Genomic DNA, 13,719 nt, shown 5'->3' with positions numbered 1-13,719 from the left:
TCCTTCTTGAATTCTTTTAGCGGCATCGCCCGGGAGCCCGGGCGATGCGTGGTTACGTTAAGGTTCTGATCTATTTACTGGCAGCTTATTGGCAAGCCTCGCACTCGTCGAAGCCCGCGTCGCCCGGCCGCAGATAGCAGGCCGCGCCGTCCACGACGTCCGGAGCTGCTGCGGCGACCGGTGCCGGTGCTGCCGGTGCGGCTGCCCCGCCGGACAGGCCGCCGTCGACCGCCACGGCGTTCAGCGCGCCGGTACGGGTGGTCGACTTCTCCATGTGCGTCGCGGCGATCGTGCGCAGGTAGTAGGTCGTCTTCAGGCCGCGCAGCCAGGCCAGCTTATAGGTCTCGTCCAGCTTCTTGCCGGAGGCGCCGGCCATGTAGATGTTCAGCGACTGGGCCTGGTCGATCCACTTCTGGCGGCGCGACGCGGCTTCCACCAGCCACTTCGGCTCGACTTCGAACGCCGTGGCGTAGATGTCGCGCAGGTCTTGCGGGACGCGGTCGATGCGCGACAGCGAGCCGTCGAAGTATTTCAGGTCGTTGATCATGACCTCGTCCCACAGGCCGCGCGCCTTCAGGTCGCGCACCAGGCAGGCATTGATCTCGGTGAACTCGCCCGACAGGTTCGACTTCACGTACAGGTTCTGGAACGTCGGCTCGATGCAGGCGGAGACGCCGATGATGTTCGAGATGGTCGCGGTCGGGGCGATCGCCACGCAGTTCGAGTTGCGCATGCCGAACTGCTTGATGCGGCTACGCACCAGGCTCCAGTCCATCGATTCCGACGTGTCCTGCTCGAGGTAGCCGCCGCGTTCTTCGGCCAGCAGCTTGATCGAGTCCTGCGGCAGGATGCCGCGGTCCCACAGCGAACCTTCGTACGACTGGTAGCGGCCGCGTTCCTCGGCCAGCTCGGTCGACGCCAGGTAGGCGTAGTAGCAGACGGCTTCCATCGAGCGGTCGGCGAATTCCACGGCTTTATCCGACGCGAACGGCACGCGCATCATGTGCAGGCAGTCCTGGAAGCCCATGATGCCCAGGCCGACCGGACGGTGGCGCAGGTTCGAGTTCTTCGCCTTGTCGACGGCGTAGTAGTTGATGTCGATGACGTTGTCGAGCATGCGCATCGCGGTGCGGATGGTCTTCTGCAGCTTGACCACGTCCAGCCCGTCGCCCTTCATGTGGGCCGGCAGGTTCACGGAACCCAGGTTGCAGACGGCGATTTCGTCTTCGTTCGTGTTCAGCGTGATCTCGGTGCACAGGTTCGACGAGTGCACGACACCGACGTGCTGCTGCGGCGAGCGGATGTTGCACGGATCCTTGAACGTGATCCACGGGTGGCCCGTTTCGAACAGCATCGACAGCATCTTGCGCCACAGGTCGAGCGCCTGGATCTTCTTGTGCACGGTCATCTCGCCGCGGGCCGCCTTTTCCTCGTACTTCAGGTAGGCTTCCTCGAACGCCTTGCCGACCTTGTCGTGCAGGTCCGGGGCTTCCGACGGCGAGAACAGGGTCCACTCGCCCTTTTCCATCACGCGCTTCATGAACAGGTCCGGAATCCAGTTCGCGGTGTTCATGTCGTGCGTGCGGCGGCGGTCGTCGCCCGTGTTCTTGCGCAGGTCGAGGAATTCCTCGATGTCCAGGTGCCACGTTTCCAGGTAGGCGCAGACGGCGCCCTTGCGCTTGCCACCCTGGTTGACGGCGACGGCGGTGTCGTTCGCGACCTTCAGGAACGGCACGACGCCCTGCGACTTGCCGTTCGTGCCCTTGATGCGCGAGCCGAGCGCACGCACCGGCGTCCAGTCGTTGCCCAGGCCACCGGCGAATTTCGACAGCAGCGCGTTTTCCTTGATGGCGTCGTAGATGCCTTCCAGGTCGTCGGCGACGGTGGTCAGGTAGCACGACGACAGCTGCGAGCGGCGGGTGCCCGAGTTGAACAGCGTCGGGGTCGAGCTCATGAAGTCGAACGTCGACAGCAGGTTGTAGAACTCGATGGCGCGCGCTTCGCGGTTCTCTTCACGCAGGGCCAGGCCCATCGCGACGCGCATGTAGAACGCCTGCGGCATCTCGATGCGGGTTTCGCGGATGTGCAGGAAGTAGCGGTCGTACAGGGTCTGCAGGCCGATGTAGCCGAATTGCAGGTCGCGGTCGGCGACGATGGCCTTGGCCAGCTTCTGCAGGTCGAACTTGCCCAGTTCCTCGTCCAGCAGCTCGGCGGCTATGCCCTTGGCGATGTATTGCGGGAAGTAGGTGACGTATTCGGCGGCGGCGCCGGCTTGCGGCACCTCCTTGCCGAAGATCTCCTTGCGGATCGAGTGCAGCAGGATGCGCGCGGTGACCTGGCTGTAGGCCGGATCCTTTTCCATCAGCGCGCGCGCGGCCAGCACGGCCGACTTGTGCAGTTCCTCGACGGGCACGCCGTCGTACAGGTTCTTGACCGTCTCGGCCAGGATGGCGTCGGCGTCGACGTGCTTTTCCAGGCCGGCGCAGGCGGCGTCGATCAGGGACGACACTTCGTTCATGTCCAGCAGGCGGCGCGCGCCGCCGTCGACCACGTGGATCTGCGGGGCGGCGATCTGCGTCGTGCCGGCGGCTTCCTTGGCGGCGCGGCGCTCTTCCATGCGCTTGGCGCGGTACAGCACGTATTCGCGCGCGACGTCATGTTCGCCCGAGCGCATCAGGGACAGTTCCACCTGGTCCTGCACATCCTCGATGTGGAAGGTACCGCCGTTCGGCTGGCGGCGCACGAGCGCTGCGACCACGTTGTTCGTCAGTTGCGCGACCAGCTCGCGGATGCGTGCCGACTCGCGGCCCTGCTCGCCATTGACGGCCAGGAACGCCTTGGTCATCGCGACGGCGATCTTGCTCGGCGCGAACGGCACCACGGCGCCGTTACGGCGGATGATGCGATAGTCGCTGCCCGCGACCAGTTCGTCCGCGCTCTTGCCGGCCGTCGTAGCTGCCGCGACGGTATTGATGGAAATGTCCGAAGATGTTTGCATTGAGCCTCCCAGCATTGGCGTCACAGACTGCCACCGCCTTTACGAATTAGGTAGATATGGACCCCTCGGAGTGAATCCAGGGAACGCTGCCAACTCAACAAAATTGGCAACTCGATAACTTTCTGCCGATAAAAAATAGGAGCGGCAATGTTGAGAAAAAAAGCTTTGCGCTCCTACTCAGCCTGTTCGGCATTAAGGCCGTTGACCACTAGATGTAGTAGACAACGGCCTTACAGACCTAATTGTAGTCGATGTCCGCGATTTTTATGAGCTCTGTCAGTAAGATTTTTTTCTTGACATCGATCAGTGCCGATACTTGAAGCCTCCACGGCGAAGTAAGCACTAACATTGAATTTGTAGCGCGATTTCATGTGCTTATTAATCGTGCAAAATCGGCCCGTTTGGCGTTGCTGCGTTGGCGAAAAGACCACGCGCTTCACAGTTCCTGACTCAGGGCTCGGGCGCGTGGATATCCAGTTTCTGCATCTGGTAGCGCAGCTGCCGGACACTGATGCCGAGCAGGCTCGCCGCCTGCGTGCGGTTGAACTGGGTCTGGTTCAGCGCGCGCAGGATGATGTCGCGCTCGACCTGGCTCAGGTAGTCCGGCAGGTTGCTCGGCAGCGCGTCGTGCGCGAGCGGCGGCGGCGGCGCGGCCTGATCCAGCGCCGCTGGCGGCGCCGGTGCCGCGCTCACCGGCGTCTGCGGCGGCTGCGGCACGACGGCTGCATCGCCCAGCTTCGCCCCTTTCAGCAGCAGGTCGCCCACTTCGATCACGCCGTCGTCGGCAAACGCGAGCGCGCGTTCCAGCACGTTTTCCAGCTCGCGCACATTGCCCGGGAACGCGTAGCCGCGCAGCGCGTCCAGCACGCCGGGCCCCAGTCGCGCCCCGCCCGGCCCAGCTAGGCGCGCGAGGATGGCGTCCACCAGCAGCGGCAAATCGTCCAGCCGTTCGCGCAGCGGCGGCAACGTGAGCTCGATGACGTTCAGGCGGTAGAACAGGTCCTGGCGGAAGCTGCCGTTTTCCACGCATCTGGAGAGATCCTTGTGCGTGGCGCTGATGATGCGCACGTCGACCGGTTCCTCGACCGTCGCGCCGATCTTGCGCACGCGCCGCTCCTGGATCGCGCGCAGCAGTTTGACCTGCATCGCGAGCGGCAGGTCCGCCACCTCGTCGAGCATCAGCGTGCCGCCGTTGGCCGCCTGGAAGAAGCCGTCGCGCTCGTCGTTCGCACCCGTGAACGCGCCCTTGCGATAGCCGAAGAACTCGGCCTCCATCAGCGCCTCGGGGATCGCGCCGCAGTTCACGGCGACGAACGGCTTGCCGGCGCGCGCGCTCTGGGCGTGGATCGCGCGCGCGGCCAGTTCCTTGCCGCTGCCGGATTCGCCGTTGATCGCGATCGGCGCCTGCGACCGCGCCAGTCGCGCGATCTGCGCGCGCAGCGCCTGCATCGCGGGCGATTGCCCGATCAGGCGCGACGTGTCTCCGGCCTGGCTGGCGGCTGGCGCCGCCGCGGGGTCGGACAGTTTCAAGGCCGCGCGCACCATGGCGCGCAAATCGTCCAGCACGACGGGCTTCGACACGTAGTCGAACGCCCCGGCTTTCAGCGCGACGACGGCATTCTCGGCGCTGCCATACGCGGTGATCACGGCGATGGGCGTGCTCTTATGATGGGCAGCGACCTCGCGCACCAGTTCCAGCCCGAGGCCGTCGGGCAGGCGCATGTCGGTCAGCACCAGCGCATAGGGCTTCTGCCCCAGCAGCGCACGCGCCTCGCGGACGGTCGCGGCGCTGTCGACGTCGAGCCCCATCTTGAGCAGGGTGATCTCGAGCAGCTCGCGCAGGTCGGGTTCGTCGTCGACCACCAGGATGCGGGGTGAGCTCATGCCTTCTTTCCGTGACATTAGATAGTTGCACCGAACGTGATCACGAAGCGGCCGCTGGCCTCGCCCGTGCCGCCGGTGCCCGCGCCGGGCCGCACGTCCTCGGTGCGGTATTCGTAGTCGAGCATCGCGCCGTTGTTCAGGCACAGCTCGCGCGCCAGGTACAGGCCGAGGCCCGTGCCCTTGCTCGACGTCGTGTAGAACGGTTCGAACAAATGCGCCCGCACTTCCGGCGTAATGCCCGGACCGTCGTCCTGCACGTGCAATTCCATGCGTCCCGTCGCGTCGGGCACGGGGACCACGCGGATGCTCGCCGGCTTGCCGCTCGCGTAGCGGATCGCGTTGCCGAGCAGGTTCACGAGCACTTCGCGCAGGTGCAGGCCGTCGAAACGCACGGACCGGCCGCCCGCATCGCCCACCCACACTATATCACCGGCCATGCCGTGCATTTCCGTGAACTCGGCGCGCAGCTCGGGCAGGAAATCGTCCAGCGCGACCGGCGTGCCGTTCGGCTGCACCTTGCGCGACAGTTTCAGGATGTCCTCGACCATGCGGTTCACGCGCGCCACGTTGTCGTTCACGATGCGCAGCAGGCGCGTTTCCGCCGGACCGTGCAGGTCTTCCGCCAGCAGCGACGTCGCGTGGCCGATTGCCGACAGGGGATTCCGCACCTCGTGCGCGATGCTGGCCGTCAGGCGTCCCATCGATGCGAGCTTGAGTTGCTGCGCCTGGTTTTCGATGGCGCTCACGTCCTGCAGGAAGACGAGGCTGCGTTCGGCCGTGCCCTGCGGCGTGTCCACGCGCGCGAAGCGCAGCTTCAGGTGCACCGGCTGGTCGAGGCGGCCGCGCACCGGGCCGTCCGTCTCGTGCCAGCGCTTGACGGTGACGAAGCCGCCGGTCGCCGCCGCCGGCGCGTCCATGCAGCGGCCGACCCAGTCCGTGAAACGCTGCGCCACGGGTTCCAGCGCCGCCAGGTCGGTCAATCGAAACGTGTTGCCGTCCTCGCCCGGCTGCGTCTCCAGCCCGAGCATGCGGCGCGCCGCCGGATTGCCGCCGAAGACGGTGCCGTCGCGCCCCAGCACGAGGATGCCGTCGTCCACGTCGTCGACGACGATGCGGTAGATCGCCTGCTGGATGCGCAGGTCGGCGCCGTGCCGCGCGGCCAGCTCTTCCTGCTTGATGAGACGCGCGGCCAGGCGGTTCACCACCAGCACCACCGCGAAGAATGCGGCGCCGGTGAGCCCGGCCTGGGTCAGCGGCGGGTCGTCCGCGCGCATGAAGATCCCCCAGGTGCTCTCGCCCAGCACGAACAGCGTGGCCAGCGCGGCCGAGAACAGGGCCAGCACCAGCGGCGCAAGGATCGCGGCGCCCGCGAGCGGGAACAGGTACAGCAGCGCGAGGCCGCTGCGCATGCCGCCGGCGGCGAGGTACAGCAGCGAGATCGCGACGATGTCGACGAGGACCTGGGCCGACAACTGCCACAGGAAGCGCCGCCGCCAGCGCTGGGCGACGACCGCGAACATCAGCGCGGCCAGCACGTAGGCGATGCACGTCTCGGCATACGCGGTGCCGTCGACGCGGCCGCGCCGCACGTCGATCGACAGGTACAGCAGCAGCACGAACGCGATCACGATGCGCGTGACCGTGAGCGTTTGCAGGGAGCGCCAGAACGTCGAGCGCGACTCGGCGGAAAGGGAAAGCCGGCTCGCCATGCGGCGGCTTACCGGGCCTGCTGGTGCGCCTCGCGCGCGTGCGCCGTGCCGCAATAGTCGCGGCCATCGGCCCGCACGGCTTCCGACGCCGGGAAATAGATGCCGCAATGGGCGCAGCACAGCATCGTCTCGGATTGGTCCTCGACGCGGCTCCAGGCCTTCGTGTCCCCGCCGGCGGACGCCGGTGCCGGCCCGGTGGCCGGGCCTTGTGCGCGCGTCATCGCGGCGCGCAGTTTGCTGCGGATGGCGGCCACCACGAGGATGACGAGCGCAATCCAGAAAAGCAGTCGCGTCATACGAACCCCCGGTGCAGAACGACTTCAAAAACGAACCGGCTGCCGACGTAAGCCAGCGCCAGCGTGGCGAATCCCGCCAGCGTGAAGCGCAGCGCGGTCTTGCCGCGCCAGCCGCGCCAGCGGCGTCCGGCCAGCAGCGCGGCGAACAGCACCCACGACAGCAGCGCGAAAAAGTTCTTGTGGTCCCAGCGCAGCGCGCGGCCGAACAGCTGTTCGGAGAACACGATGCCCGACAGGACGGTCAAACTGAGCAGGACGAAACCGATGCCGATCATGCGGAACAGCAGCCGCTCCATCGTCAGCAGCGCCGGCAATTGGTCGAGCGCGCCGGTAAACCAGCCCTTCTTCGCGCTCCTCGTGTGCAGGCGCGCCTCCTGCAGCGCCATCAGCACGGCATGGAAGGCGGCGATCGTGAGCGTGCTGTACGCCGACACGGCGACCGCGACGTGCCAGCCGAACGCGGGCGACTGGTCCTGCACGGGCATCAGGTTGCCGGGGAACAGCGGCGGCAGGATCGCCGCGACGGCCGCGCACGGCATGACCATGCGGCGCATGCCGTCCAGCGCGAAATTGCGGTTTTCGATCCAGTAGGCGGCGACCGAAATCCACAGGGCCGCCGACAGCATGAAGGCGAAGCCGACCCGCAAGGTGCCGTTCGACACGATATCCGGCCACAGCGCGGCACCGTGCACGGCCCAGGCCACGGCGGTCACGGCCGAAATGGCCGGGCCCTGCCGCGACGGCAGCAGGGCACATACCGCGTACAGGATTGCCGCGGCGATGAATAGGGTGAGTTGCATACGCGCGAGTCTACACCATCCGAAAGCGGGAAGGTTGGGTTGCTAAAGGGATAACCCGAACCCGTCGTTCCCGCGAAGGCGGGAACCCAAGTTCGTCGCGGACCACAAGCGTTGGTTACGGCTGCTCGCGCAAAATTGGGTCCCCGCCTGCGCGGGGACGACGGGACTAGTCGACGGCGGCCGCCTTGATCTCGGCATCGTGATGGCGTTGCTGTTCCTCCATCACCATCAGCCCCAGTTCGCGCTTGAGCGCATTGAACTCGGGCGCCGCCGGATCGCGCAGGCGCGGCAGGTCGACGAGGAGGTCGCGCTTGATCGTGCCCGGCCGGTACGTCATCACGACGATGCGGTCGGCGAGATAGATCGCTTCCTCGATGCTGTGCGTGACGAAGATGACGGTCTTCTTCAACTCGGCCCACAGGCGCAGCAGCTCGTCCTGCAGGTTGCGCCGCGTGAGGGCGTCGAGCGCGCCGAACGGTTCGTCCATCAGCAGGATCGGCGAATCCAGCGCCAGCACGCGCGCGATCGCCACGCGCTGGCGCATGCCGCCGGACAGGTCCTTCGGATAGCGTTTGGCGAAATCCTCCAGCGACAGGAGTTTCAACAGCCCGCCCACGCGCGCGGCGATCTGTGCGCGCGCCATGCCCTTGATCTCCAGGCCGAAGCCGACGTTCTGCTCCACCGTCATCCACGGGAACAGCGCGTATTCCTGGAATACCATGCCCCGCTCCGGCCCGGGTCCGGCGACCGGCACGCCGTCGGCCAGCACGCGGCCGATCGTCGGCGGCGCGAAACCGGCGACGGCGTTCAGCAAGGTCGACTTGCCGCAGCCGGACGGTCCCAGCAGGCAGACGAACTGGCCGTGCGGGATCTCCAGCGAGATGTCCTGCAGCGCGACCATCTTGCGGCCGTCGCCGTCGAACACTTTACTGACATGGTCAATCACGATGTGTGCGGTCATGGTCAGTGCTCCAGGCCGCGGTGCCAGCGCAGCAGATGGTTGTTCAGTTTATTCATGCCGACGTCGATGGCGAGACCGAGCAGGCCGATCGTTATCATGCCGGCGATGATCTTGTCCGACCAGAAGTACTCGCGCGCCTCCGAGATGCGGAAACCGAGGCCGTTGTTCACGGCGATCATCTCGGCCACGATCACGACGATGAACGCCGTGCCGATGCCGATGCGCATGCCGGTCAGGATGTACGGCACGGCCGCCGGCAGGATCACGCGCAGGAACAGCGTCGTCCCGCTCGCGCCCAGGTTGCGCGCCGCGCGCAAATAAATGCCGTCGACCTGGCGCACGCCCGCGATGGTGTTCATCAGCACGGGAAAGAAGGCGCCCAGCGCGATCAGGAAGAAGGCCGGCGGGTTCCCGAGGCCGAACCACAACATCGACATCGGGATGTAGGCGATCGGAGGAATCGGGCGCAGCAGCTGGAACAACGGATTCAGCCAGGCATGCGCGATGCGGCTCGCGCCCATGGCGAGGCCGATCGGCAGCGCCAGCGCGGCGCCGACGAGGAAGCCGACGATCACGCGGTACATGCTGCCGATGGCGTCGGTGATCAATTCGCCGGAGACCATCCACGCCAGCCGCCCGCCGCCGTTGGCCTCGTGCCAGGCCGGGTAGTCCTGCAGCGGCAGCAGGTACGCGATCCACTTGTGCCAGACCTGCAGCGGGGACGGCAGGACGTGCTCGTTGACCCATCCCATGCTCGCCACCCACTGCCAGATCGCGATCGCGACGATCGGCACGACCAGGCCGATCGCGATGTCCTGCCACCTGCGTTTCAGCATCTCCGCTCCTTGCGTGGTTTGGTTTACTTGATGTTCAGGCTCTTCTTCGCCTCATCCAGCAAATCGGTCTTGACCCAGTCCTTCGCCACCGGCGGCTTGGCCATCCGGCCGACGCCCGTCTTGAACATGATGTCGGCCGTGGTCTGGATGTGCTCCGGCGTGATGTCGTAGGTATAGGGCGAATTGCTGATCGCGTCGTCGAAGTCGTCCTTCGTGATCTGGCCCTTGAACACCACTTCGCGCACGTATTTCTCGGCCAGCGCGCGGTCGCGGATGAAGGCGCTCGTGGCCATGACGAAGCAGCGCATGAATTTCTCCGCCACGGGGCGCTTCGTGTTGTAGAACTTTTCCGTCATGACCATCGTCCGCACCGGTTCGCCGATCGGCGTGTCGTACGGTTTCAGGACCTCGACGCCGAAGCCCTTGTTGATCGCCTGCGACGACTGGGGTTCGGACTGCATCATGGCGTCGATGTTCTTGCCCAGCAGCGCCTGGTTGAGGTCGGCGTATGCCAGGTAGACGATCTGCACGTCCTTGCCGGGCGCCGGGTCGGCGCTGAGACCGGCCTTTTGCAACTCGGCCATCAGCAGGACTTCCTGGATGCCGCCGCGCGTCACGCCCACCTTCTTGCCCTTCAGGTCCTTCACGCTCTTGACGTTGGCATCCGCGCGCGCGACGAGCCGGGCGCCGCCCTTCGCGAAGCCGGCCACGACGTAGATCGGCGCACCGCCGGCGCGGCCCGAGATCGCGGCCTCCGACGCCGTCGTGCCGACGTCGAGTTCACCCGCGATGATGGCCTGCATCACGTCCAGGCCCTTCGCGAAGATGCGCTCCTCGACCTTGATCCCGCACTTGGGCGCGATTTCCTTGATGTATGACACCGCGCCGTAGTGCGCGAACTTGAGGTTGCCGAGGCGGACCACGTCCTGCGCCTGGGCGCCGCTCGCGGCCAGCAGCGCGGCGATGGCGAGGGTCTTGCCGAACACGTGTGCTTTCATTGCCTGTCTCTCCGATTGGGGTAGAACTTTTATTGGAATGAACTGCGTGACGCCTCTGGAACATAAACTCGAAGCAATACATTGTCAAACCGTCCAATCAGGTTTTACCAAGAATCAAATCGAATCGTTGACTACGCCGCTTGCGAATGGCTGAATTCGGGTCTTGACGGGGAAAAACCCGCCCCGACATGCGGTAAAATGGCGGATTGCGCCGCCTGGCCACCTATATATATCAGTACAGAAGGTAGAACATGCTGGATAACCTGACACAACGCCTTGCCAAGGTCGTCAAGACGATGCGTGGCGAGGCCCGCCTCACCGAGGCGAACACTTCCGAGATGCTGCGCGAAGTGCGCCTGGCCCTGCTCGAGGCCGACGTCGCGCTGCCGGCCGTGCGCGAATTCATCGCCAAAGTGAAGGAAAAGGCACTGGGCGAGGAAGTCATCGGCTCCCTGTCGCCGGGCCAGGCCCTCGTCGGCGTCGTGCAGAAGGAACTGGGCGCGCTGATGGGCGCCGACCTCGGTCCGGACGCGTCGCAGCTGTCGTTCGCGCAGCAGCCGCCGGCCGTGATCCTGATGGCCGGCCTGCAGGGTGTCGGTAAAACGACCACCACCGGCAAGCTCGCCAAGTACCTCAAGGAAGAGAAGAAGAAAAAGGTCCTGACCGTCTCCGCCGACGTCTACCGCCCCGCCGCGATCGCGCAGCTGGAATCGGTGACGAAGCAGGTCGGCGCCGACTTCTTCCCGTCCACCGCCAGCGACAAGCCGGTCGACATCGCAAAAAACGCGATCGACTGGGCGAAGAAGCACTATCACGACGTCGTCATTATCGACACGGCCGGCCGCCTGGCCATCGACGAGGCGATGATGCAGGAGATCGCCGCCGTGCACGCGGCCGCGAATCCGATCGAGACGCTGTTCGTCGTCGACGCCATGGTCGGCCAGGACGCGATCAACACCGCGAAAGCCTTCAACGACGCGCTGCCGCTGACCGGCGTGATCCTGACGAAACTCGACGGCGACTCGCGCGGCGGCGCGGCACTGTCCGTGCGCCACGTGACGGGCAAGCCGATCAAGTTCGCCGGCGTGTCGGAAAAGCTGGATGGACTGGAAGCGTTCGATCCGGCCCGCATGGCCAACCGCGTGCTGGGCATGGGCGACATCCTCGCGCTGGTCGAGGAAGCGCGCAAGGGCGTGGACATGAAGGCCGCGGCCGACATGGCCAACAAGATCAAGTCGGGCGGCAAGTTCGACATGAACGACTTCCGCGCCCAGCTCGCGCAAATGAAGAAGATGGGCGGCATGGCCGGCCTGCTCGACAAGCTGCCGGCCCAGTTCCAGCAGGCCGCGAACGGCGCCAACATGGACCAGGCCGAGAAACAGGTGCGCCGCATGTGCGGCATCATCGATTCGATGACGCCGGCGGAACGCGCCAAGCCGGAACTGATCAAGGCCAACCGCAAGCGCCGCATCGCGGCCGGCGCCGGCGTGCAGGTGCAGGAAGTGAACCGCATGCTGACCCAGTACGATCAGATGAACACGATGATGAAGAAGCTCAAGGGCGGCGGCCTGATGAAGATGATGCGCGGGATGAAGGGCATGATGCCTGGTATGCGCTGATCCTTGATCTGCCCCAACGACGCCGTGCGCGACCACCGTCCCGCACGGCTTTTTTGTGCTTGGGAGGCCTGTTTTTTCGCTCTAGGGAGGTCCGGGTAACACAACGGGCTGTTTTAGGGCTTGTAAGAGTGAAAAAATTTCGAAAAAGACTTGCACGAACACTAAAACCCTACCAATATAAGCCGGGTGCGCTCAAGCGCAAATTTCCATGTGTTCCGTTTAGGAGGCTCGAAGATGGCAACAGCCAAAAAAACCACCGCAGCGCCCGCGAAGAAAGCCGCTGCCAAGCCTGCTGCGGCGGCAAAGCCGGCAGCGAAAAAGGCAGCAGCTCCTGCCAAAGCAGCAGCACCGAAAGCAACCGCAGCAGCAAAGAAGCCTGCCGCGGCACGCAAGCCCAACGCCGCTTTCATGAAAGAGATGACCCCGTCCGCAACGCTGGCCGCCGTCGTCGGCGCGAAACCGCTGCCGCGCACGGAAGTGACCAAGAAAGTCTGGGACTACATCAAGGCGCAAAACCTGCAGGACGCGGCCAACCGCCGCATGATCAACGCCGACGACAAGCTGAAAGCCGTCTTCGGTGGCAAGGCGCAGGTGTCGATGTTCGAAATGACCAAGCTGATCTCGGATCACCTCAAATAAGAACATCTGGCTGGCTGCCCCATGGCCCCATACGAAAAGCCCCGGCGAGCCGGGGCTTTTTGCTTTGCATGACATGCCTCATATGAGATTCGACCTGGTCGACCTGCAGCTGTTCCTGCACGTGCTGGATGCCGGCAGCATCACGGCCGGCAGCCGGCGCGCGCACCTGGCGCTGGCGTCCGCGAGCGAACGCATCCAGCACATGGAAGAGACGCTGGGCGTACCCCTGCTCGTGCGCGGCCGGCGCGGCGTGCAGCCGACGGCAGCGGGCCTCGCCCTGCAGCGCCACGCCCGCCTCGTGTTCCAGCAGCTGGCGCGCCTGCGCGCGGAACTGGGCGAGCATGCGGCGGGGCTCAAGGGCCAGGTGCGGCTGCTGTGCAATACGGCGGCGCTGTCGGAGTACCTGCCGGAGCGGCTGGCCGGCTTCATGGCGCGCCATCCGGACGTCGACATCGACCTCGAAGAACGCACCTCCAGCGACATCGCACGCGCCGTGCGCGAAGGCGGTGCGGACCTCGGCATCGTGGCCGACACGGTCGACCTGTCCGGCCTGGAGACCTTCCCGTTCTGCACCGACCGCATCGTCGCGGTCGCGCAGCCGGCATTGGCGCGCACGCTCGTCACGCAGCAGGGACAGGCGGTGACGTTCGCACGGCTCGTCGATTTCGACCACGTCACGCTGACGGGCGACAGCGCCCTGTTCCGCTATCTGAGCCAGCTGGCCGAACGCGCGGGCCGCACCTTGCGCGCGCGGGTGCGCCTGCGCAGCTTCGACGCCGTGTGCCGGATGGTGGAGAGCGGGGTCGGGATCGGCCTGGTGTCCGAACCGGCCGCGCGGCGCTGCGCGCGCACGATGGACCTCGCCGTGCTGGAGCTGGCCGACGCGTGGGCGGTGCGCCAGCTGTCGCTGTGCATGCGCAGCTTCGAGGGGTTGCCACGCCACGCGCAGCAGCTGATCGAGGAGATTCGGGCGTAGGCT

General features: G+C 65.7%; 11 protein-coding genes. 3 read left to right on the top strand and 8 right to left on the bottom strand.

Features of this window, described 5'->3' with window-relative positions:
• Nucleotides 1-85 precede the first annotated feature (85 nt).
• From ACEN9H_RS02020 to ACEN9H_RS01985, 8 genes are all read right to left on the bottom strand, one after another.
• Nucleotides 86-2,998 carry a ribonucleoside-diphosphate reductase subunit alpha gene (locus ACEN9H_RS02020; protein ID WP_413673602.1) on the bottom strand — a complete coding sequence of 971 codons (2,913 nt, stop codon included), beginning with the start codon at nt 2,996-2,998 and terminating at the stop codon, nt 86-88.
• A gap of 450 nt (nt 2,999-3,448) precedes the next feature.
• Nucleotides 3,449-4,882 carry a sigma-54-dependent transcriptional regulator gene (locus ACEN9H_RS02015; RefSeq protein ID WP_413673601.1) on the bottom strand — a complete coding sequence of 478 codons (1,434 nt, stop codon included), beginning with the start codon at nt 4,880-4,882 and terminating at the stop codon, nt 3,449-3,451.
• A gap of 17 nt (nt 4,883-4,899) precedes the next feature.
• On the bottom strand, nt 4,900-6,591 hold the full coding sequence (locus tag ACEN9H_RS02010) for a two-component system sensor histidine kinase NtrB (protein ID WP_413673600.1): 1,692 nt from the start codon (nt 6,589-6,591) through the stop codon (nt 4,900-4,902).
• An 8-nt stretch (nt 6,592-6,599) separates the two neighbouring features.
• Nucleotides 6,600-6,887: a PP0621 family protein gene (locus ACEN9H_RS02005; protein ID WP_371767105.1), complete on the bottom strand. Its 288-nt coding sequence runs from the start codon at nt 6,885-6,887 to the stop codon at nt 6,600-6,602.
• Nucleotides 6,884-7,687, bottom strand: a complete 804-nt coding sequence (locus ACEN9H_RS02000) for an inner membrane protein YpjD (protein WP_413673599.1) — start codon at nt 7,685-7,687, stop codon at nt 6,884-6,886. The genes ACEN9H_RS02005 and ACEN9H_RS02000 overlap by 4 nt, the downstream gene beginning before the upstream one ends.
• Before the next feature lie 166 nt (nt 7,688-7,853).
• Complete coding sequence (locus ACEN9H_RS01995) at nt 7,854-8,648, bottom strand: ABC transporter ATP-binding protein (protein WP_413673598.1); 795 nt, start codon at nt 8,646-8,648, stop codon at nt 7,854-7,856.
• A 2-nt stretch (nt 8,649-8,650) separates the two neighbouring features.
• Nucleotides 8,651-9,484 (bottom strand): ABC transporter permease, encoded by an 834-nt coding sequence (locus tag ACEN9H_RS01990; protein WP_056124244.1) that lies wholly within the window; start codon nt 9,482-9,484, stop codon nt 8,651-8,653.
• Between the two features lie 23 nt (nt 9,485-9,507).
• On the bottom strand, nt 9,508-10,482 hold the full coding sequence (locus ACEN9H_RS01985; protein ID WP_413673597.1) for an ABC transporter substrate-binding protein: 975 nt from the start codon (nt 10,480-10,482) through the stop codon (nt 9,508-9,510).
• Between the two features lie 251 nt (nt 10,483-10,733).
• Between ACEN9H_RS01985 and ffh the strand changes: the two genes are divergently transcribed.
• The 3 genes from ffh (at nt 10,734) to ACEN9H_RS01970 (ending at nt 13,716) form a co-directional block, all read left to right on the top strand.
• Entirely contained in the window at nt 10,734-12,101 is a 1,368-nt protein-coding gene (gene ffh, locus ACEN9H_RS01980; RefSeq protein WP_413673596.1) for a signal recognition particle protein, read from the top strand.
• Between the two features lie 234 nt (nt 12,102-12,335).
• Nucleotides 12,336-12,740, top strand: coding sequence for an SWIB/MDM2 domain-containing protein (locus ACEN9H_RS01975; RefSeq protein ID WP_160409423.1), 405 nt, complete (start codon nt 12,336-12,338; stop codon nt 12,738-12,740).
• 82 nt (nt 12,741-12,822) lie between these two features.
• On the top strand, nt 12,823-13,716 hold the full coding sequence (locus ACEN9H_RS01970; RefSeq protein ID WP_413673595.1) for a LysR substrate-binding domain-containing protein: 894 nt from the start codon (nt 12,823-12,825) through the stop codon (nt 13,714-13,716).
• Nucleotides 13,717-13,719: the final 3 nt, after the last annotated feature.

Origin of the sequence: Massilia cellulosiltytica (assembly GCF_047325105.1) — a bacterium.
Lineage (GTDB): Bacteria > Pseudomonadota > Gammaproteobacteria > Burkholderiales > Burkholderiaceae_D > Telluria > Telluria orientalis.
The sequence above is the reverse complement of the archived record's forward strand: the minus strand, read 5'-3'. Positions and strand labels throughout refer to the sequence as shown.